At 63.2% G+C, this 19,524-nt stretch carries 21 protein-coding genes; 9 read left to right on the plus strand and 12 right to left on the minus strand.

Features of this window, described 5'->3' with window-relative positions; genetic code table 11:
* Positions 1-28: 28 nt before the first annotated feature.
* From AC0L18_RS11750 to AC0L18_RS11790, 9 genes are all read right to left on the minus strand, one after another.
* The gene (locus AC0L18_RS11750; protein ID WP_128247650.1) at positions 29-541 is read right to left on the minus strand and encodes a hypothetical protein; all 513 of its coding nucleotides are present in this window, start codon (positions 539-541) and stop codon (positions 29-31) included.
* Positions 542-543: 2 nt separating this feature from the next.
* A complete protein-coding gene (locus AC0L18_RS11755) occupies positions 544-2,034 on the minus strand; it encodes a replicative DNA helicase (RefSeq protein ID WP_473492316.1) in 1,491 nt (496 codons plus the stop codon).
* A 207-nt stretch (positions 2,035-2,241) separates the two neighbouring features.
* The gene (locus AC0L18_RS11760; protein ID WP_473492317.1) at positions 2,242-3,210 is read right to left on the minus strand and encodes a small ribosomal subunit Rsm22 family protein; all 969 of its coding nucleotides are present in this window, start codon (positions 3,208-3,210) and stop codon (positions 2,242-2,244) included.
* Between the two features lie 3 nt (positions 3,211-3,213).
* On the minus strand, positions 3,214-3,537 hold the full coding sequence (locus AC0L18_RS11765) for a YnfA family protein (RefSeq protein ID WP_473492318.1): 324 nt from the start codon (positions 3,535-3,537) through the stop codon (positions 3,214-3,216).
* 84 nt (positions 3,538-3,621) lie between these two features.
* Positions 3,622-4,911 (minus strand): SAM-dependent methyltransferase, encoded by a 1,290-nt coding sequence (locus AC0L18_RS11770; RefSeq protein WP_287216710.1) that lies wholly within the window; start codon positions 4,909-4,911, stop codon positions 3,622-3,624.
* Positions 4,912-5,188: 277 nt separating this feature from the next.
* Entirely contained in the window at positions 5,189-5,773 is a 585-nt protein-coding gene (rplI, locus tag AC0L18_RS11775) for a 50S ribosomal protein L9 (RefSeq protein ID WP_091590536.1), read from the minus strand.
* A 394-nt stretch (positions 5,774-6,167) separates the two neighbouring features.
* The gene (gene rpsR, locus AC0L18_RS11780) at positions 6,168-6,416 is read right to left on the minus strand and encodes a 30S ribosomal protein S18 (protein WP_006203718.1); all 249 of its coding nucleotides are present in this window, start codon (positions 6,414-6,416) and stop codon (positions 6,168-6,170) included.
* The gene (rpsF, locus tag AC0L18_RS11785; RefSeq protein ID WP_236371601.1) at positions 6,416-6,907 is read right to left on the minus strand and encodes a 30S ribosomal protein S6; all 492 of its coding nucleotides are present in this window, start codon (positions 6,905-6,907) and stop codon (positions 6,416-6,418) included. The genes rpsR and rpsF overlap by 1 nt, the downstream gene beginning before the upstream one ends.
* A 298-nt stretch (positions 6,908-7,205) precedes the next feature.
* Positions 7,206-9,131, minus strand: a complete 1,926-nt coding sequence (locus AC0L18_RS11790; RefSeq protein ID WP_473492320.1) for an LTA synthase family protein — start codon at positions 9,129-9,131, stop codon at positions 7,206-7,208.
* Between the two features lie 266 nt (positions 9,132-9,397).
* Here AC0L18_RS11790 and fabD point away from each other — a divergent pair, with 266 nt between their 5' ends.
* The 9 genes from fabD to gmk all read left to right on the plus strand — a co-directional run bounded on the left by fabD (position 9,398) and on the right by gmk (position 16,487).
* Positions 9,398-10,339 carry an ACP S-malonyltransferase gene (gene fabD / locus AC0L18_RS11795; RefSeq protein WP_473492322.1) on the plus strand — a complete coding sequence of 314 codons (942 nt, stop codon included), beginning with the start codon at positions 9,398-9,400 and terminating at the stop codon, positions 10,337-10,339.
* 83 nt (positions 10,340-10,422) lie between these two features.
* On the plus strand, positions 10,423-10,644 hold the full coding sequence (relB, locus tag AC0L18_RS11800; protein WP_473492324.1) for a type II toxin-antitoxin system RelB family antitoxin: 222 nt from the start codon (positions 10,423-10,425) through the stop codon (positions 10,642-10,644).
* Entirely contained in the window at positions 10,628-10,894 is a 267-nt protein-coding gene (locus AC0L18_RS11805; protein ID WP_473492326.1) for a type II toxin-antitoxin system RelE family toxin, read from the plus strand. The genes relB and AC0L18_RS11805 overlap by 17 nt, the downstream gene beginning before the upstream one ends.
* A 40-nt stretch (positions 10,895-10,934) precedes the next feature.
* Positions 10,935-11,672: a 3-oxoacyl-[acyl-carrier-protein] reductase gene (gene fabG, locus AC0L18_RS11810; protein WP_473492327.1), complete on the plus strand. Its 738-nt coding sequence runs from the start codon at positions 10,935-10,937 to the stop codon at positions 11,670-11,672.
* 189 nt (positions 11,673-11,861) lie between these two features.
* On the plus strand, positions 11,862-12,098 hold the full coding sequence (locus AC0L18_RS11815; protein WP_006203723.1) for an acyl carrier protein: 237 nt from the start codon (positions 11,862-11,864) through the stop codon (positions 12,096-12,098).
* A gap of 34 nt (positions 12,099-12,132) precedes the next feature.
* Positions 12,133-13,395, plus strand: coding sequence for a beta-ketoacyl-ACP synthase II (fabF, locus tag AC0L18_RS11820; RefSeq protein ID WP_091590545.1), 1,263 nt, complete (start codon positions 12,133-12,135; stop codon positions 13,393-13,395).
* A 103-nt stretch (positions 13,396-13,498) separates the two neighbouring features.
* Entirely contained in the window at positions 13,499-14,737 is a 1,239-nt protein-coding gene (gene mltG / locus AC0L18_RS11825) for an endolytic transglycosylase MltG (protein WP_473492329.1), read from the plus strand.
* A gap of 179 nt (positions 14,738-14,916) precedes the next feature.
* Positions 14,917-15,807 (plus strand): YicC/YloC family endoribonuclease, encoded by an 891-nt coding sequence (locus AC0L18_RS11830; protein ID WP_473492330.1) that lies wholly within the window; start codon positions 14,917-14,919, stop codon positions 15,805-15,807.
* Positions 15,808-15,812: 5 nt separating this feature from the next.
* A complete protein-coding gene (gene gmk / locus AC0L18_RS11835; RefSeq protein WP_473492331.1) occupies positions 15,813-16,487 on the plus strand; it encodes a guanylate kinase in 675 nt (224 codons plus the stop codon).
* Between the two features lie 12 nt (positions 16,488-16,499).
* Here gmk and rsmA read toward each other — a convergent pair whose 3' ends face one another.
* The 3 genes from rsmA to AC0L18_RS11850 are packed head-to-tail and all read right to left on the minus strand — an operon-like array spanning position 16,500 to position 19,319.
* Entirely contained in the window at positions 16,500-17,339 is an 840-nt protein-coding gene (rsmA, locus tag AC0L18_RS11840; RefSeq protein WP_473492333.1) for a 16S rRNA (adenine(1518)-N(6)/adenine(1519)-N(6))-dimethyltransferase RsmA, read from the minus strand.
* A 22-nt stretch (positions 17,340-17,361) separates the two neighbouring features.
* On the minus strand, positions 17,362-18,390 hold the full coding sequence (gene pdxA / locus AC0L18_RS11845; protein ID WP_473492457.1) for a 4-hydroxythreonine-4-phosphate dehydrogenase PdxA: 1,029 nt from the start codon (positions 18,388-18,390) through the stop codon (positions 17,362-17,364).
* Positions 18,387-19,319, minus strand: coding sequence for a peptidylprolyl isomerase (locus AC0L18_RS11850; protein WP_023800699.1), 933 nt, complete (start codon positions 19,317-19,319; stop codon positions 18,387-18,389). The genes pdxA and AC0L18_RS11850 overlap by 4 nt, the downstream gene beginning before the upstream one ends.
* Positions 19,320-19,524 lie beyond the last annotated feature (205 nt).

The raw sequence follows: 19,524 nt of genomic DNA on the forward strand, positions 1-19,524 counted from the left end.
GCCGGGATTTGGCGAGCGCGGATACAATTCAGTGTTTCTTGGCGAGAGCGCGTACTTCGGCAAGCGACTCATCGAGCAACTGCGGATTGGGCGACAGCATCTGGGTGTCGTAAATGGAGATCATGCCTTGAGTTTGGCCTGCAAACTCAGGCTGCGTTTTTCGCGCCTCCTCATCAATCGCGTCGACGTAAAACAAGAAATTTTGCCCAGCCAGAACAGGCACGCCGCATCCTCCCATGATCAGAGTGGTCGTGGAGATCACACCATTCGGTTCCGGGTTGCCCTTGAACACCTCCATTGTCTCGTAGCGAACGTTAACCAGTATCCGACCATCACCCTCATCGGCTGCGACAATTCCAAGCTTTGTCGGACTAAGCTCTGTGGCTGTCACCAAGCCTCGGAACACCAGGGCCGCCTCAGCAAATGCTCGTTGTGGCGTCCAGTTTGCAGGCATTGAACAAGCTGAAGCGACGTCAGGCAGGACCGCCGCGCTGACGAGCACGAGAGTCAGGCGGACAGAAAACCTGAAACGCTTACCCATGCCTACTCAAACCTCTCCGCAATATGATGCTCCTCGGCGAGGTCGGAGAAGCGGGTGAACTCGCCCTGGAAGGCGAGGCTGACCGAGCCGGTCGGTCCATGGCGTTGCTTGGCGACGATGACCTCGGCCTTGCCGCGCATCTCGTTCATCTCGTGTTCCCATTTGATGTATTCGTCGGTGCCCGGCTTCGGCTCGCGGTTCTTCAGATAATATTCCTCGCGGTAGACGAACATCACCACGTCGGCGTCCTGCTCGATCGAACCCGATTCGCGCAGATCCGAGAGCTGCGGGCGCTTGTCGTCGCGGCTTTCGACCTGACGCGACAGCTGCGACAGCGCGATGATCGGCACGGCAAGCTCCTTGGCCAGCGCCTTCAGGCCGGTGGTGATCTCGGTGATCTCCTGCACGCGGTTCTGCGAGGATTTGGCGCTCGACCCTTGCATCAGCTGGATATAGTCGATGACGATGACGTCGAGGCCGCGCTGGCGCTTCAGCCGCCGCGCCCGCGCCGACAGCTGGGCGATCGAGATGCCGCCGGTCTGGTCGATGAACAGCGGGATTTTCTGCATGGTCTGCGAACAGGCGACCAGCTTTTCGAAATCCATTTCGCTGATCTCGCCGCGGCGGATTTTCGACGACGGGATTTCGGTCTGTTCGGAAATGATGCGGGTGGCGAGCTGTTCCGACGACATTTCGAGCGAGAAGAAGCCGACGACGCCGCCATTTGCCGCCTTGAACGAACCGTCGGCCTGTTGTGCCGGCACATAGGCTTCGGCGATGTTGAAGCCCATGTTGGTGGCAAGCGAGGTCTTGCCCATGCCCGGGCGGCCGGCGATGATGATCAGATCGGACGGCTGCAGGCCGCCCATGCGGCGGTCGAGATCGCGCAGGCCCGTGGCGACGCCCGACAGGTGCCCGTCGCGCATATAGGCGGCGTTGGCCATGTCGACGGCGGTCTTGACCGCGTCGGTGAAGCTCTCGAAACCGCCATCGTAGCGGCCGGTCTCGGCCAGTTCGAACAGGCGCCGCTCGGCGTCCTCGATCTGCTCGGATGGCGACATGTCGACTGGCGCGTCGTAGGCGATGTTGACCATGTCTTCGCCGACGGTGATCAGGGCGCGTCGCGTGGCGAGATCATAGATGGCGCGGCCGTAGTCGGCGGCATTGACGACGGTGACCGCCTCGACGGCCAGCCGTACCACATATTGCGCAACCGTCATGTCGCCGACCCTCTCGTCGGCCGGCAGAAAGGTCTTCAGCGTGATCGGCGTCGCTATCTTGCCCATACGAATGAGCTCGGCGGCGACCTCAAAGATCTTTCTGTGCAGCGGCTCGTAAAAATGGCCGGATTTCAGGAAATCCGAGACGCGGTAGAAGGCGTCGTTGTTGACGAGGATGGCGCCGAGCAGCGCCTGCTCTGCCTCGATGTTGTTCGGTGCCTCGCGATAGAGCGGTGTTTCCGCCACGCCGAATTTTCGTGCTGCCTCTGCCATGACGTCCCCGATTTCGATGCCGGTCTCTCGATATCAGTAACGGGATAGGTCGGTGATGACTTATCTGCATCAGTCTTCATTCAATCAGCTTCGGTGCCCGCGATTCACAGCCAAGATTTTTCGGTGGAAAGAATCTCGATTGACTCGAATCAAGACGGCGAGCCTAGCCGTTCTCGGGCGAGAACAAAACAGGAAAATAGCTGCCAATCACTCCGGCAGTGCGTCGCCCCAGTCGAGCCGCCGCGCGGCCTTGAACACATCGCCGTCGCGTTTGGTGAACAGTTTCTCGTCGGCGCTGCCGTCCTTCTCGCAAAGTTTCAGCAGGACCTTGCCCGAGCCCGATTTCGGCGGTGCGATCACACGCGCCTGCGGCGGGGCAACAGCGTGGCGGGAGGCAGCGACATAGATGAATTTCTCGTCCTCCCATGGCACGTCGGCGTCCTTGGCCAGCCGGTGCAGGCGCGAACGCGCGACACGGCGCGAAAAATGGCACCAGTCGGGCGGCACGAGCGGGCAGGGAGCCGCATGTGGGCAAGGCGCAAGCACGTGCGCGCCCGCCTCGATCAGCTGTCGGCGCACGGCAAGAATGCGCTGCCATCCGGCCGGCGTGCCCGGCTCGACGACCAGCAGCGTGTCGTTGGTCAGGTGCCAGAGCCGGTCGATGAGTGTTGGCAGCGACGCTGGTACGATCTCGTCCAGCACATAGGCGCAGGTGACCAGCTCGGCCGGCTTGAGATCGGCGAGATCGAGGGTGACATCGCCGGCCAGCCAGGCGACCCTGGCCGTCATCGCCTCAGCGGCAAGCGCCGCGCCGACCCGGCGCACCGCGGCGCTCGCCTCGATCAGCACCGCCTGCTCGAGGTCGGGCCAGAGATCGAGCGCAGCCCAAAGCACGGTCCCGGGGCCGGCGCCGACGTCGAGCAGGGTTTTGGGTGCATGATCGGGCCTTGCCTCGCTGAGCGCATTGAGACTGGCACGGACAGCGGCATAGGTCGCCGGCAGCCGCGTCGCCAGATAGGCTTTGACCGCGATCTCCTCGGCCATATGCAGGCGGCCGTCGCGCAGTTCGGCGCGATAGCGGTCCGACAGCGTTTTTGCCGCTTGTTTCAGCGTCGGCAGCGGCACTTTTTCGAGGAGGCGCTCGACGCCCTGTCGAAGCGGGATAGGCAGTTCCATAGCTCAGGCACCCCGAGGTGCGAGCAGGATCACCGAGGCGCCAACGATGCAGAGCGCGGAACCGGCAAGGTCCCAGCGGTCGGGGCGCACGCCTTCCACCAGCCACAGCCATCCGAGCGAGTCGGCGATGTAGATGCCGCCATAGGCGGCATAGGCGCGGCCCGCAGCACTGATGTCTACCAGCGCCAGCAGGAAGCCGAACAAAGCAAGCGAGACCAGGCCTGGCGCCAGCCACAGCGGCGACTTTTCCAGCCGCCACCACGCCCAGATCGAAAAGCAGCCGGCGATCTCGGCAAGGGCAACAACGATGTAGATGAGATAGGTCATGAAAAAAGTCTCGCGGCGACGGCGAGACCTTTTTCAGCGTGTGGGCCGCCAATGGCAAGCGGCAATGGCGTGATCGCCGGCGGTCTATTCCATATCCGCCACCTTGCGGCGCCGGGCGGGCTTGGCGGCAGGGGCTTTTGGACGATGCCCCATGTCGCGCAGCTGCAACGCCTTCTCGCATTTGGCCATATAGTCACGAGACATCGGCAGCGTGTCGTTCTTCTTGGCGATCTGGATTTGGAAGACCACCAGATCCTGCCAGCGGAATGCGGCTTCCGAGGCTGCCAGATAGAACTCCCACATGCGGCAAAACCGTTCGTCATAGATCGCCTTGGCCTGGTCGCGGTTGGCGGCAAAGCGCTGGCTCCAATGTCTCAGCGTCTCGGCATAATGTAGCCGCAGGACTTCGATGTCGGTGACGATGAGGCCCGACTTTTCGATCGCCGGCATCACTTCCGAGAGCGAGGGGACGTAGCCGCCCGGGAAAATGTATTTGCGGATGAAGGCGCTGGTCGCCCACGGCGCGCCGGAGCGGCCGATCGTGTGCAGCAGCATGACGCCGTCCGGCTTCAAGAGCGTCGCCGATTTGTCGAAGAAGGTGCGGTAGTGGTTGACGCCGACATGCTCGAACATGCCGACCGAGACGACGCGGTCGAAGCGCTCGTTGAGCTCGCGGTAATCCCTCACTTCGAAATGCACGCGGTTTTCCAGGCCTTGCGCATGGGCGCGGTCGGTGGCGACGCCATGCTGCTCGGTCGACAACGTCACGCCTTGCACGTCGACGTCGAAGGACTTGGCGAGATAGAGACCGAGCCCACCCCAGCCGGAGCCGATGTCCAGCACCGTCTGGCCGGCCTTCAGCCTGAGCTTGGCCGCAATGTGGCGCTTCTTGGCTGCCTGCGCCTCGTCGAGCGTCATGTCCGGCTGCTCGAAGTAGGCGCAGGAATACTGCATGTCCTCGTCGAGGAAGAGCCTGTAGAGGTCGCCTGACAGATCATAATGGCGCTGCACGTTGCGGCGCGCTCGCGCCGCCGTGTTGATCTGCTGCAGGCGGCGGAAGGCGTGACGCAGGCCTTCAATCGCCTTCGACCAGGTGGCATCGATGCCGCCGCTGTCCATGTTCTGGAAGGCGATGCGCATCACCCCCAGCACGCCGCCCTCGAGTATATCGAGCTCACCGTCCATATAGGCTTCCGGCACCGCCAGCATCGGATCGAAGCTGATGGCGCGCTCGGCATGCGTGGTCTTGATGTGCATGTGCACCAGATCGCCGCTGCCGTCACCGAAAGTCACCGAGAGGCCTTTCGGTCCGGTGACCTTGAGATTGCCGGTGCGCACCAGGCGGTCGAGAATGCGTTTCAGCAGAATATTCATGAACAAATGTCCCCTCTCGGTCAGACACGCTGTCTCGGCGCATGACCCGACAATCGAAATCGATTTCGGAAAGGATCATGCGCCGAACCAAAGTCCTGCAGCGTCCTTTGCGCGTCCAAACGACGCGCGGCGCTATAGTCTGCATCAAGATATAGGGGGTCGAAAAGTTCCGTTTGGCACAAAAAAGCCCGGGCGAGGCGCCCGGGCGTTGGTCCAGAAATGACTGGAAGCCGACGAAACGTTTTAAAGCGCCGCTCTGACGCCTTGTGACGTGCAATCAGCCGTTGTCTTCGCCGCCTTCGAACTCGGCATTGGGATCGAAGAAGTTGTCCGGGCGCGCATTATCGTTGATGTCGTCGCCATAGATGGCTTCGGCTGTGGTCAGCATCTCGCCCTTGGCCTGGCGCTCGGCTTCGTCGGCCGTGCGGGCGATGTTGAGCGTGATGGTGACCTCGACTTCCGGATGCAGCGCGATCGCCACATTGGTCAGGCCGATGGTCTTGATCGGCTGGTTGAGCAGGATCTGGTTGCGGTTGACCGAGAAACCTTCCGCCGTCAGCAACTCGGCGATGTCGCGGGTCGACACCGAGCCGTAGAGCTGGCCGGTTTCGCCGGCCGAACGCACGGCGATGAAGCTCTTGCCGTCCAGCTTCTCCGAAATCTGCATCGCCTCGGACTTGCGCTCGAGGTTGCGGGCTTCGAGCTGGGCGCGCTGGCCTTCGAATTTCTTCTTGTTGGCTTCGTTGGCGCGCAGCGCCTTGCCCTGCGGCAGCAGGAAGTTGCGGGCGAATCCATCCTTGACCTTGACGGTATCGCCCATCTGGCCGAGGCGGGAAACGCGTTCGAGAAGAATGACTTCCATGGTTTTGTTCCTTCGTTTGGGGCGCCAAATCACTGGCATCGACGCCGAATTGTCTGGAACAGGTCAGGAAGCTGAGGGCGTCGCCGCCGATGTCGCTGTCCTGCCTGTCGCGGCAGTTAGAGGCCTTCACCTCAACCCGGGGTTTGATGGCAACCCTGCGGCGCCCGTCGCCGTGGGAAAAGCGGGCGGCGAACCGCCCGCTGGCTAGACCATGATCCCGAAAAGTGGAAACCGGTTTTCGGAAAAGATCATGGTCTATTAGTCAGTGTTGTCCATGATCCCGAAAAGTGGAAACCGGTTTTCGGACAAGATCATGGTCTACTAGTCAGTGTTGTCCATGATCCCGAAAAGTGGAAACCGGTTTTCGGACAAGATCATGGTCAACCGATCAGTGTTAGCGAACCACGTAGGGCAGCAGACCGAGGAAGCGGGCGCGCTTGATCGCCTTGGCGAGTTCGCGCTGCTTCTTCTGGCTGACGGCGGTGATGCGCGACGGCACGATCTTGCCGCGCTCGGAAATATAGCGCTGCAGAAGACGCACGTCCTTGTAGTCGATCTTGGGCGCGTTGGCGCCGGAGAACGGACAGGTTTTGCGGCGGCGATGAAACGGGCGCCGGGTCGGGATCTGGTTGATGTCGACCATTATTCTGCACCCCCTTCAACAGCTTCGCGCGGACGGCGCGGGCCACGGTCTGCACCATCGCCACCGAAGCTGCGCGGCGGGCGATCGCCACGGTCGCCGCGATCGCGGTCGCCGAACGAGCGCGGGCCACGGTCACGGTCGCCGAAGCCGCCGCGTTCCGAGCGCTCTTCGCGCTTCTGCATCATTGCCGACGGGCCTTCCTCATGCGCATCGACCTTGATGGTGAGGAAACGCAGCACATCCTCGGACAGGCCCATCTGGCGCTCCATCTCGTTGAGCGCGGCCGGCGGGCAGGTGATGTCCATCAGCGTATAGTATGCCTTCCGGTTCTTGTTGACCCGGTAGGTGAGGGATTTCAGTCCCCAGTTCTCGACCCGGCCGACGGACCCTCCATTCGCGGAGATGACGCCCTTGTACTGTTCGACAAGCGCATCGACCTGCTGCTGCGAGAGGTCCTGCCGGGCAAGAAACACATGTTCGTAAAGAGCCATATTGTTCTTTGCCTTTCTTCGTTTCTCTCCCGGTCCCGGCGGCAAAAGCCTCTGCAACTTCTCTGACCCGGCGATCCCTGGCGGGGCGGGGAAGAAAGGAGCATGACGAGACGGTCGAGAGCGGAGACACGGGAGGCGGAAGCGCTTCTGGCTCCACACGAAGGTTTCGAAAAACCTCCGGCCCTCCGTTCAGCCCCCAGCAAGGACCGGCAGATTGCGGGCGTCTATACAGGAATTTGGCCGCAAGACAAGGGCGAGCCGAAAAACCGCCGCGCTCAGGACGACATGTCGCGCATCTTCAGCTTGTATGCGGGACCCGCTTGTTCACCGTCTCCGGGAAGAAATCGGGCGCTGCACGGCGCTTGCCGAACATCATGTCGTATTGCAGCAGACGGAAATCGCGAATCGCCGGGTCGATTTGCTTCTTGCGTGCCCAGTCGGGCGTGTCCTCGCCCGTCGGCGTCAATAGTAAATTGCGGTCGACGACGCTGTAGCGCTCGCGCATCTGGCCGAGGAAGCCGGTGTAATAGGGGTGGCTGATCCCGGCCGTGGTCAGGACATGGTAGGGCAGAAAGGCTGGACTGACAGTGCCCATGTCCGCGACCGGACCGGTGCGGTTGGACCATACGATCAGCGGTGTTCGGTGATGCAGCAGCATCTGGTCGGGCGGCTCCTTGCGTGGCGCGACGTTATCCCTAAGGAAGCCGGTCTCGACATAGACCGGACCGAGCGGCGGCAGATGGTCGCCGAAGAAGGCGATGACCGTCGGTCGCCGCCGGTTCTTCGCCCATTCGATGAGGCGCTCGAGGCTCTTGTCGGCGTCGGATGCGCCTTCCGTGAAGCTCAGCAGCGAATCCTTTGCCCACTGGCTGGTCGGAGCCTGCACCTCGTGGGTCGGATTGTAATAGCGATTCGGTTCATAGGGGCCGTGGTTTTGCAGGCTGACGGCGAAGTAGAAGAACGGATCGTCCGTGGCGTCGGCTTCGCGGATGATCTCGTCGGTCATCGCCGCGTCCGACGTCAGCGGCCCGCGCTTTTCGAGATATGGCATGTTTTCTTCGGACTTGAAGTCGTCGAAGCCGAAATCGGCATAGACCGGCGTTCGGTTCCAGAACCAGCTTGTGCCCGGATGGATGGCGCGCGTCTCATAGCCCTGGCTCTTCAGGAACGTCGCCATCGACGGCACCGGCGCGCGGACATATTGCTGGTAAGGGATACTGCCGGCCGGCAGGAAGGCGTTGGAAAAGCCGGTCAGCGCCTCGAACTCGACATTGGCGGTCATGCCGCCGAATTCGGGCGAGAACACGTGGCCGGAGCGCAGCGCCCGCACGTTGGGAATCGGATCGGGCGTGATGGTGACGCCGGGCAGTTCGGTCGGATCCCAGAAGGATTCGCTCATGACGATGATGATGTCTGGCTTCTCGGCCGGCACCGATGCCTTCACGTCAGGCCTTTCGATCGCCGCGATCGCCTTGTCGGAGTAGCCGGCAGGCGCGGGGACATGGGCCATTGGCACGTTGAGGGCGAAGGCCAGTGCGAAGCCGTTGGAGGCGTAATTTTCCTTCTGGTCCCACATGATCGGAATGATTTGCAGCCGGTCGCGGGTCCACGAGAACGTCGCGTAATCCATGATCGACACGAAGAAGGCGAGCAGCGGCACGGTCAGCGTCAGCCGGGCCAGGCGCCCCTTGCGACCGAGCGCCGGAACGCGGCGGCGCCACAGCCGCCAGCCATAGACGAGCAGCGAGAGGCTGCCGACGATGCCGACCGCCAGAGCGATGGCGGTTCCCGGACGTTCGCGCACCAGCAGCGGCATCAGCGCCACGATCTGACGTGAATAGAGGAAATCCGTCGGATAGAGCGGATCGCCGAGATAGAGCGATTTCTGGTGGCCGACAAAGGCCAGCGCCAGCGTCAGCGGCGCGACGATCATCAGGCTCTGGTGGCTGCGGCCGAGCACGGCATCGAGGCCGATCAGGAGCAGCGCGAAGATGATGATGGTGGTCCAGCCCGGCTTGAAGGGCTGCAGGAAGAAGCCGACGGTGCCGGCAAAGTCGCCGCGCACGATCAGTTCGATGGCAAAAACCAGGATGGTGGCGACGAGAAGGCTGACGAGGCCATAGCGGATAACAGGCCATTTCCGGCCTGGCAGATAGCCGGTGGCCGGATCGCCTTCCAGAAACTGCGGCGCGGATTTGCCAACGCCTTTCTTGATCCTTGCCAACTTACAATTCCCCCGACCATACACAAAAGTGTCATTGAGCTGTCATCGATATGTCACGAAAAGCTAGCGTCTGTGGCTGAAATAAGAAGAGCCAGCAAACGAATCGTGAGCGATTTTCATCATGAGTGATCGAAAAAAAGCCTTTTGGAACAGGTACTCGGCCAGCGATACCGAGCCGGAGCGGCCCGGGTCGGGCTGCTAGCGGACTTGACTTGTCCGCCCGCCTTGCGTCACAGGCAGGAAAAATCAGCCGCTGGGAGGCACGCATGGCCGTCGCATTCACCTTTCCGGGACAGGGCAGCCAGGCTGTCGGCATGGGCAAGGACCTCGCCGACGCCTTTCCGGAATCGCGGAAGATCTTCGAAGAGGTCGACGACGCGCTCGGCGAAAACCTGTCGAAGCTGATCTGGGAAGGGCCGGAAGAGAGGCTGACGCTGACCGCCAATGCCCAGCCGGCGCTGATGGCTGTGTCGCTCGCCGCCATCCGGGCGCTGGAATCGCGCGGCCTCTCGCTGAAGCACAAGGTCGCCTATGTCGCCGGCCATTCGCTCGGCGAATATTCGGCACTTGCCGCCGCCGGTTTCGTTTCGGTCGCCGATGCCGCCCGGCTCCTGCGTATCCGCGGCAATGCCATGCAGGCGGCTGTGCCGGCCGGCGAGGGCGCCATGGCGGCGATCATCGGGCTGGAACAGGCCGATGTCGAAGCCGCCTGCGCTGAAGCGGCCAAAGAGTCGATTTGCCAGATCGCCAACGACAATGGCGGTGGCCAACTGGTGATCTCCGGCGCCAGGGCGGCCGTCGAGCAGGCGGCGAAGCTGTGCACGGAAAAGGGCGCAAAGCGGGTGCTGATGCTGCAGGTCTCGGCGCCCTTCCATTCGGCGCTGATGGCACCGGCGGCCGAGGTCATGCGCGAGGCGCTGGCCGGCGTGACGAAGAACGCGCCGTTCGTACCCGTGGTTTCCAACGTGTCGGTCACGCCGTCCAGCGATCCGGATGCAATCGCCCACCGCCTGGTCGAACAGGTGACGGGGCGCGTGCGCTGGCGCGAAACGGTGGAATGGTTTGGCGCCAACGGCATTGCGACGCTGTACGAGGTGGGCGCCGGCAAGGTGTTGTCGGGACTGGCGCGGCGCATCAACCGCGACATCGCCACCGGCGCCGTCGGCACGCCGGCCGATGTCGAGGCGGCGTTGGTGGCGCTCGATTGAACCATGCGCGTCCGGCTGATGCGGGCGCTTGAATTCTTAACCTCGTCGGGATATGTGAATACATGTATTCACAGGAGATCGGAATGCCGACTTCCATCCGACTTGCCCCCGAAATCGAAGAGCGTCTGGATTTTCTCGCGGCCAGGACTGGCCGCAGTAAAGCTTTTTATCTGCGCGAGCTCATCGCGCGCGGTCTTGAGGACGTGGAAGACTATTACCTCGCGGCCGAAGTGCTGGAGCGGATCAGAAGCGGCGAGGAGGACGTCATGACAGCCGAGGACTTCTGGCGTGGCCTGGACGCTTGAATATGCCCGCTCGGCGCGCAAATTTATTGAAAAACTGGATCCGCAGACACGTCACCGGCTCCGCGACTTCATCGAGAACCGTATTGCCGCTCTCGACAATCCGCGTGAAGCCGGCAAGCCGCTGAAGGGACCGTTAGCGAGTTTTTGGAGGTACCGGGTTGGGGATTGTCGAATTATCTGCGATGTGCAGGACAAGCGGCTCGTCATTCTGGTGGTTACAATAGGCCACCGCAGTGATGTCTACAGGTAGCCGCAATCGCCGGCCTGTCCGATTTGGAAGAGGATAAGACATGTTTGAATTGACCGGCCGCAAGGCGCTCGTCACAGGCGCATCGGGAGGCATCGGCGAGGCGATCGCCAGGGTGCTGCATGCGCAGGGCGCTGTCGTCGGCCTGCACGGCACCCGCGTCGAGAAGCTGGAAACGCTGGCGGCCGAGTTCGGCGACCGGGTCAAGCTGTTCCCGGCGAACCTTTCCAATCGCGACGAGGTCAAGGCGCTCGGCCAGAAGGCCGAGGCCGATCTCGAAGGCGTCGACATTCTCGTCAACAATGCCGGCATCACCAGCGACGGGCTGTTCGTGCGCATGGCGGACGCCGACTGGGATTCGGTGATCGAGGTCAACCTGACCGCCGTGTTCCGGCTGACCCGCGAACTCACCCATCCGATGATGCGGCGCCGGCATGGCCGCATCATCAACATCACCTCTGTGGTTGGCGTCACCGGCAATCCCGGCCAAACCAACTACTGCGCCTCCAAGGCCGGCATGATCGGCTTTTCCAAGTCGCTGGCGCAGGAGATCGCCACGCGCAACATCACCGTCAACTGCGTCGCCCCGGGCTTCATCGAATCGGCGATGACCGACAAGCTCAACGACAAGCAGAAAGAGGCGATCATGGCGGCGATTCCGACACGGCGCATGGGCACCAGCGCCGAAGTCGCCTCCGCCGTCGCCTACCTCGCTTCCAACGAAGCCGCCTATGTCACCGGCCAGACCATTCACGTCAATGGCGGCATGGCGATGATTTGACAGTTGCGGGAAAACCCCCCTTTTCACCTTGGAGCCCGGCCTATTTTCGTGTAATGCGGCCCGCAACCCGGCGGTTCGGTCAAAAACCGGTCCGGTGCCGTTGCGTTTCCGACAGGACCATCTTTCAGCTTGATTAGCGGCATTCTGCCCGCTAACGAAGACAGACAAACAAAAGACGAGGATGCCCAAATGAGTGACACCGCAGAGCGCGTCAAGAAGATCGTTATCGAGCACCTTGGCGTCGATGCCGACAAGGTGACGGAGCAGGCGAGCTTCATCGATGATCTGGGCGCGGACAGTCTCGACACGGTCGAACTCGTCATGGCGTTCGAAGAAGAATTCGGCGTAGAGATCCCGGACGATGCGGCCGAAACCATCCTGACTGTCGGCGATGCGGTGAAGTACATCGACAAGGCTTCGGCCTGACGCTATTTGCAGTCATCACCGAGGAGGACCTGCGATGAGGCGTGTCGTCGTCACGGGCCTTGGGCTGCTTTCGCCGTTCGGCGTAGGCTTTGAGCATGGCTGGAAGGAACTTCTGACCGGCCGCAGCGCAGCCAAGCGCATCACCGAGTTCGAGGTGGAGGATCTTGCCTGCAAGGTCGCCCACGTCATTCCGCGCGGCAATGGTGAGAATGCCACCTTCAATCCCGAGACTGTTCTCGAGCCGAAGGAACTGCGCAAGATCGGCGACTTCATCCTCTACGGGATCGCGGCCGCCGACGAGGCGCTGAAGGATTCGGGGTGGGCGCCGAAGACGCATGAAGAGCAGTGCGCCACCGGCGTGCTGATCGGCTCCGGCATCGGCGGCATCGAAGGCATCGCCGAGAATGCGATGATCCTGAAGGAGCGCGGTCCGCGCCGCATCAGCCCGTTCTTCATCCCCGGCCAGATCATCAATCTCGTATCCGGCCAGGTTTCGATCCGGCATGGGCTGAAAGGCCCCAACCACGCCGTCGTCACCGCTTGCTCCACTGGCGCGCATGCCATCGGCGATGCCGCCCGGCTGATCATGTGGGGCGATGCCGACGTGATGGTCGCAGGCGGCACGGAAGCGCCGGTGACGCGGCTGTCGATCGCCGGCTTCGCCGCTTGCCGGGCGCTGTCGACCGACCGCAACGACGCTCCGGAAACGGCCTCGCGTCCCTATGACCGCGACCGCGACGGCTTCGTCATGGGCGAGGGCGCCGGCGTCGTCATTCTGGAGGAACTGGAACACGCCAAGGCGCGCGGCGCCAAGATCTATGCCGAGGTCACCGGTTACGGCTTGACCGGCGATGCCTATCACATCACCGCGCCGGCCGAAGATGGTGACGGCGCCTTCCGTTGCATGGTGGCGGCGCTGAACCGGGCCAAGCTGACGCCCGCAGACGTCGACTACATCAATGCGCACGGCACCTCGACCATGGCCGACACGATCGAGCTCGGCGCCGTCGAGCGGCTGGTCGGCAACGCCGCGTCGAAAATATCGATGTCGTCGACCAAGTCGTCGATAGGCCACCTTCTGGGGGCGGCGGGCGCCGCCGAGGCGATTTTTTCGATCCTCGCCATTCGCGACAACATCGCGCCGGCCACCATCAATCTCGACAACCCGGAGCGCGAAACGGCGATCGACCTGGTGCCGCACAAGCCGCGCGCCCGCCAAATCGATGTGGCGCTGTCCAATTCCTTCGGCTTCGGCGGCACCAACGCCTCGCTGGTCTTCCAGCGCTACAATGGCTGACCGGTCCGCCGACCGGCACGGTCTATGCGTGTCGTCAATTTTGCCATATTCGCCCCTACTGTGCCCAAGGGGATTCGTTGCAAAGATCAAACGGTAGGGCGCCATGAGCACAAATTCGGCGGACAACGGGCAATTCGGGCAACGGTCCGCACCGTCGGGCCCGATCGTGCCGAAAACGGCCAGCGAGGCATTGCGGCCTGAAGCCGGCACGCCGCCGCCCAAGCGCTCACGCGCCTCGCGCAGCCAGTTCGTCGTGTTCATGAACTTCGTCATCTCCCTGGTGATGCTGATGGTTCTGGCGGCTGGCTTTGCCTTGTATTTCGGCAAGCAGGAATTCAACGAGCCCGGCCCTTCGGCCAATGCCGACACCTTCCTGGTCAAGCCGAACACCGGCGTCCAGGAGATTGCAGAGCAGCTCGAGCGGCGCGGACTGATCAGCGACGCGCGCATCTTCCGCCTTGGCGTGCGCGCTTTTGGCAATGATTCCGCCCTGAAAGCCGGCGAATACGAGATCAAGCCGCAGGCCTCGATGCGCGACATCATGGAGTTGCTGAAGAGCGGCAAGTCGGTGATGTATTCGCTGACCGTCCCCGAGGGGCTGACGGTCGAGCAGGCGCTGCAGCGCATCGCCGATCAGGCAGCGCTCGACGGCGATATGCCGGGGACCATTCCACCCGAGGGCAGCCTTGCTACCGACACGCTGCGTTTCACCCGCGGCGCGACACGCCAGCAGATGGTCGAAAAGCTTTTGGCGGACCAGAAGAAGCTTGTCGAGGAAGTCTGGCAGCGGCGCGCCTCCGATCTGCCTCTGGCCAGTGTCGAAGACTTCGTCACCCTGGCTTCGATCGTCGAGAAAGAGACGGGCAAGGGCGACGAACGCTCGCGGGTCGCGGCCGTCTTCCTCAACCGGTTGGCCAAGGGCATGCGGCTGCAGTCCGATCCGACCATTATCTACGGCCTGTTCGGCGGCAAGGGCAAACCCGCCGACCGCCCGATCTATCAGTCTGACATCAAGAAGCCGACGCCCTACAACACTTATTTGATCAACGGCTTGCCGCCGACGCCGATCGCCAATCCTGGCCGTGCGGCACTGGAAGCCGTCGCCAATCCGTCGAAGACCGACGACCTGTATTTCGTTGCCGACGGCACCGGCGGTCACGTCTTTGCCGCGACGCTGGCCGAGCACAACGAGAACGTCGCCCGCTACCGGGCGCTGCAGAAGGAACTGGCCGATGAAGCCGCCAAGGCCGGTGCTGTCAAGGCCGACGCCGCCAAGGTGGAAGGTCAGACCGACGCGCCGGTTGACGACGGCGATGGCGACGCCGGAGCGGCGGCGCAGTAGCGCCGGACGGTTGTGAAGTCGTCCCTCCGATTCGTCTGACGGCCGGGACGTGCTGATTTTGTCATCAGGAGCGCCCTGCGTCCGATTCGACGCGAACAGGCGCTCCGGATTTTGAAGCCGCGCACGATCTGGCCCGGAACCGCTTCCGGGATCATGCGCCAGGGGGAAGCAAGGGCATCATGAATTTGCAGAGCATGACCGGTTTTGCACGGGCCGTCGCCGAACATGACGGCACGTCGATCGCCTGGGAAGTGAAGTCGGTCAACGGCAAGAGCGTCGAGGTCAGGCTGCGGCTGCCGCAAGGCCTCGAGCGGCTTGAGCCGGCCGTCAGGCAGACGGTGCAGAAGCGCTTTGCGCGCGGTAATTTCCAGGCAACGCTGACCGTCGGCCGCGCAGCCGGCCAGCAGGCGCAGCCAGTGGTCAACGAGGCCTTCCTGAGAGATCTGGCGGGGCTGGCCAAGCGGCTGCAGGAGATGTTCGGCGCAGCGCCTGCGACAGCCGACGGGCTGCTTTCGCTGCGCGGCGTGCTCGACATCCCCGAAACCGTCGAAACCGAAGAGGCGCGGGTGGCGCTCGACAGCGCGATACTCGCGGCGCTCGAAGTGGCGCTGGGCGGGCTGGAGCAGGCACGCCAGGGCGAGGGCACCGCCCTGCGCTCGCTGCTGTCCGGTCATATCGACGCTATCGAAGCACTGACACTGCGCGCCGAGGCCGATCCGTCGCGCGAGCCGGCGGTGATCCGCGAACGGATTACCGAGCAGGTGCGGCTGCTGATGGATGCCTCCGCCAATCTCGACGCCAGCCGGTTGCATATGGAAGCGGCGTTCCTGGCCACCAAGGCCGACATCCGCGAGGAGATCGACCGGCTGAAGACACATGTGGCATCCGGCCGGGTGCTGCTGGCAGGCGGCGGCGCCATCGGCCGCAAGCTCGATTTTCTGGCGCAGGAATTCAACCGCGAATCGAATACGCTGTGTTCGAAGTCGAACGCCGCTGCGATCACCGCCATAGGGCTGGAGCTGAAGGCGGTCGTCGACCAGTTTCGCGAACAGGTCCAGAATCTGGAGTAACCCTGATGGTCGCCAAGGAGCCTATGGTTGCCAGGGATTTGGGTTCCCGCATTCGCCGGCGGGGTTTGATGCTCGTGCTGTCGTCGCCGTCCGGCGCCGGCAAGTCGACGATCGCGCGCAATCTTCTGGAGAGCGATGCCAGTCTCGAACTGTCGGTCTCCGTCACCACGCGGCCGCGCCGCGGCAGCGAGATCGAAGGCGTCCACTATCATTTCCGCACTATGCGTGAGTTCGAGCGGCTGCGCGATTCGGACGAGCTGCTTGAATGGGCCGAAGTGCATGGCAATTGCTATGCCACGCCGCGTGAGCCGGCCGAACTGGCGCTGGCACAGGGCCGCGACATGTTGTTCGACATCGACTGGCAGGGCGCCCAGCAGCTCAAGGAGAAGATGCGCGCCGACATCGTCTCGATCTTCATCCTGCCGCCTTCGATGAAAGAGTTGAAGGCGCGGCTGAAGCGCCGCGCCGAGGATCAGGAATCGGTGATCGAGACGCGTCTGAAGAACGCTCGCAACGAGATCGAGCACTGGAAAGAATATGATTTCGTCATCATCAACGACGATCTCGACCGTGCCTTCGCCGAGGTACGCGGCATAGTCATCGCCGAGCGGCTCAGACGCGACCGCCGGCCCGGGCTGTTCGATTTCGTCTCGGGGCTGCTCGACGAGAAGACGGACTAGGGGCCGGCGCAATCACACCGCGTTGGTCAGTCGCACGAATTCCTCGACGCTCAAGGTTTCCGCCCGCCGCGTCGGATCGATGCCGGCGCGGGTGAGCAGGGCTTCGCCGCCGAGGCTCTTGACGCTCTGCCGCAGCATTTTGCGGCGCTGGCCGAAGGCCGCTTCGGTAACGCGGCCGAGCTTCTTGACTTCGGCGGGCAGCGGATTTGCCCGCGGCACCAGATGCACCACCGACGACACCACCTTGGGCGGCGGCGTGAAGGCTTGCGGCGGCACGTCAAAAGCGATTTTTGCCTCCGTCCGCCAGCCTGCCAGCACGCCCAGCCGGCCATAGGCATCGCTGCCGGGGCGGGCGACGATGCGCTCGGCCACCTCGCGCTGGAACATAAGCGTCATCGATGCGTAAAAGGGCGGCCACTCGGCGACGGTCAGCCAGCGTATCAAAAGTTCGGTGCCGATATTGTAGGGCAGGTTGGCGACGATCCTCACAGATCCATTGCCTCCATGTGCGCCTTCGGCAAGCGCTGCAAAATCCGTCTTCAACGCGTCGCCGGCAATGATTTCCAAACGGCCCGGATAGTGATCTGACACCTCCGCGAGCGCTGCCAGGCAGCGCTCGTCGCGCTCGATGGCGATGACCCGAGCCGCGCCGTGGGAAAGCAGCGCCCGGGTCAGGCCACCTGGACCCGGACCGACCTCGATTACCGTGGCGTCGGTCAGGTCGCCGGCGGCACGCGCGACCTTGCCGGTAAGGTTGAGGTCGAGCAGGAAATTCTGGCCGAGCGCCTTTTTTGCCTGCAACCCATGGCGTTCGATCACCGCGCGTAACGGCGGCAGCCCGTCGGTGCTCATGCGACCGCTCTCATGCAAAGCCTCATGCGGCGGCAGCCTTCGCCCCGATGTCGGCAAGCCTGCGGGCGAGCCTGAGCGCCGCGATCAGGCTGTCGGTCAGGGCTATGCCCTTGCCGGCGATATCGAAAGCGGTGCCGTGATCCGGTGAAGTGCGGATGAAGGGTAGGCCGAGCGTAACGTTGACCGCCTCGTCGAACGCCAGCGCCTTGGCCGGGATCAGCGCCTGATCGTGATACATGCACAGCGCCACATCGTAGCCGGCTCGGGCGCGGGCGTGGAACAGCGTATCGGCCGGCAGCGGCCCGAAAGCGTCGATGCCCTCCGCCCTCAGCCTTTCGATCGCCGGGCGGATGATGCGCTCGTCCTCGGCGCCCATCGCGCCGCCTTCACCGGCATGCGGATTGAGGCCGGCAACGGCAAGCCGCGGCTTGGCAATGCCGAAGCGATATTCGAGGTCGGTGGCGGTGATGCGGGCGGTCGCGACGATCAGATCCGTTGTCAGCGCTTCCGGCACCTCGCGCAGCGCAATGTGGATGGTGACCGGAACCGTGCGCAACTCGGGACCGGCAAGCATCATCACCGGCATTGCTTGTGCGCCGGTGTGGAGCGTCGCCAGATGCGCCAGATACTCAGTGTGACCGGGAAAACGGAAGCCGGCATCGTAGAGCGGCTTCTTGGCGATCGGGCACGTAACGACCGCCGCTGCGCGACCGCCAAGGCAGTCGTCAACAGCGCGGTCGATGGCCTCGATGATACCGGCGGCGTTGGCCGGGTCCGGCCGGCCGGGGTCGTCGACGAAGCGGGCGGCAAGCGGCATGACGGGCAGGGCGCGCCCAAAGACGCGCTCCGCTTCGGCTGGCACTGTCTCCGTGATTGGCACATCGGCGCCGAGCAGGCGCGCCCGTGCGGCAATCAGCGCCGGATCGGTTATAAGGTAGAAGGGCGGCACACCGGCGCTGTCGCGCGCCTGCCAGGCGGCAATGGCGATTTCCGGCCCGACGCCGGATGGATCGCCGGCGCTCAGCGCCAGCGCTGGCTCTGGCGGCTTCAGCGCTCGACGATGCGGGCTTTCTTCCGCAACTCCTCGACATATTTCGTGGAGAGCTCATCGGCGTCCTTGCCACTCGAGCCTTCGCTCTGGAACACCATCTGGGCAGCCTTGTCGTCGGACACTTCGCGCGACGAGCAGATGCCGATGAACTCGACGCCACGGTCTGTTTCGCGCGTGGGGGTGGCGCCGCCGACCTTGGTGGCCTTGATCTGGTCGGCCCAGTCCGGCGGCAATTGCGGCGCCAGTATCCGGCCGAGATCGCGAACGGTGACGTCGATCAGGCCCTTGGCGAATTCGCGCGAGGTGTTGCAGCCGTTGAAGCGGGCGCGCATGGCGTCGGCCTCGCGCTTGCGCTTGGACAGCGTCGCGCTGCGCTCGGCCGCCGGTACGACGAAAATGACCTGCTGCAGCATGTACTCCATGGCGGTTGGCTTGTTGCCGCCCTTGTCGAGCATGCGCCTGACTGCGTCCTGCTCACTCACGGAGCCGCCGCTCTCCGAGCGATGGCGCGCGGTCAGCGCCTGGTTCCAGGCCATCTGGGAGCGGATGAACTCCTTGAAATGCTCCTTGCCGACGCCGGACTGCGCCATGACGCCATCGAGCTGCTTGAGCTGCATCTTGTTGGTCGTGGCAAAGCGCTGATAGGCGGCCTCGACCTGGGCGTCGCTGATGCGGATGCCGAGACGCTTGGCTTCGGCGACGCGCAGCGTCTGCTCGATCATTTCCTCGGCGGCATTGCCCTTCTTGCGCTGCAGGCGCAGGAAGGCAGCCCGATGCTGGATGTCGCCAGTGGTGATCGGTACGTTGTTGACGACGTATTTGATCTGGCTGGCGAAAGCCGGCGGCGTCATCATGGTGATCGAGGCTGAGGTCGCCGCCACCAGCAGCGCGAACCCTGCCGAAAAGAGGTATTTCCTCATCGAAAGCATCCCAATCCTATCTCGGTTGCGGCCCAATTTTATCGCATTTTGAGGGAACTGGAACCCGTGCCTGCCCTATGCGGCGAAACGATGTCGTTAGCTGCGATGTGCGTCCACTTTGACGCACGACGTATGCTCAAGACACTTTGAATTTTTCGGGCTGGTGCGTTGGCCGGCCGCCCGTTCCGCCTGTCCGTTATTGGCCAGTGGTCTG

The organism is Mesorhizobium sp. WSM4819 (genome assembly GCF_055811215.1).

What these genes read in the sequence shown, in the direction of transcription:
- relB (WP_473492324.1), top strand. Translation starts at nt 10,423, where the DNA reads ATGCCGACTTCCATCCGACTTGCCCCCGAAATCGAAGAGCGTCTGGAT.
- rpsR (WP_006203718.1), bottom strand. Translation starts at nt 6,416, where the DNA reads ATGGTCGACATCAACCAGATCCCGACCCGGCGCCCGTTTCATCGCCGC.
- AC0L18_RS11750 (WP_128247650.1), bottom strand. Translation starts at nt 541, where the DNA reads ATGGGTAAGCGTTTCAGGTTTTCTGTCCGCCTGACTCTCGTGCTCGTC.
- rsmA (WP_473492333.1), bottom strand. Translation starts at nt 17,339, where the DNA reads ATGAGCACCGACGGGCTGCCGCCGTTACGCGCGGTGATCGAACGCCAT.
- AC0L18_RS11830 (WP_473492330.1), top strand. Translation starts at nt 14,917, where the DNA reads ATGAATTTGCAGAGCATGACCGGTTTTGCACGGGCCGTCGCCGAACAT.
- AC0L18_RS11850 (WP_023800699.1), bottom strand. Translation starts at nt 19,319, where the DNA reads ATGCTTTCGATGAGGAAATACCTCTTTTCGGCAGGGTTCGCGCTGCTG.
- AC0L18_RS11815 (WP_006203723.1), top strand. Translation starts at nt 11,862, where the DNA reads ATGAGTGACACCGCAGAGCGCGTCAAGAAGATCGTTATCGAGCACCTT.
- rpsF (WP_236371601.1), bottom strand. Translation starts at nt 6,907, where the DNA reads ATGGCTCTTTACGAACATGTGTTTCTTGCCCGGCAGGACCTCTCGCAG.
- AC0L18_RS11755 (WP_473492316.1), bottom strand. Translation starts at nt 2,034, where the DNA reads ATGGCAGAGGCAGCACGAAAATTCGGCGTGGCGGAAACACCGCTCTAT.
- gmk (WP_473492331.1), top strand. Translation starts at nt 15,813, where the DNA reads ATGGTCGCCAAGGAGCCTATGGTTGCCAGGGATTTGGGTTCCCGCATT.
- fabF (WP_091590545.1), top strand. Translation starts at nt 12,133, where the DNA reads ATGAGGCGTGTCGTCGTCACGGGCCTTGGGCTGCTTTCGCCGTTCGGC.
- mltG (WP_473492329.1), top strand. Translation starts at nt 13,499, where the DNA reads ATGAGCACAAATTCGGCGGACAACGGGCAATTCGGGCAACGGTCCGCA.
- rplI (WP_091590536.1), bottom strand. Translation starts at nt 5,773, where the DNA reads ATGGAAGTCATTCTTCTCGAACGCGTTTCCCGCCTCGGCCAGATGGGC.
- fabG (WP_473492327.1), top strand. Translation starts at nt 10,935, where the DNA reads ATGTTTGAATTGACCGGCCGCAAGGCGCTCGTCACAGGCGCATCGGGA.
- AC0L18_RS11770 (WP_287216710.1), bottom strand. Translation starts at nt 4,911, where the DNA reads ATGAATATTCTGCTGAAACGCATTCTCGACCGCCTGGTGCGCACCGGC.
- AC0L18_RS11765 (WP_473492318.1), bottom strand. Translation starts at nt 3,537, where the DNA reads ATGACCTATCTCATCTACATCGTTGTTGCCCTTGCCGAGATCGCCGGC.
- AC0L18_RS11760 (WP_473492317.1), bottom strand. Translation starts at nt 3,210, where the DNA reads ATGGAACTGCCTATCCCGCTTCGACAGGGCGTCGAGCGCCTCCTCGAA.
- fabD (WP_473492322.1), top strand. Translation starts at nt 9,398, where the DNA reads ATGGCCGTCGCATTCACCTTTCCGGGACAGGGCAGCCAGGCTGTCGGC.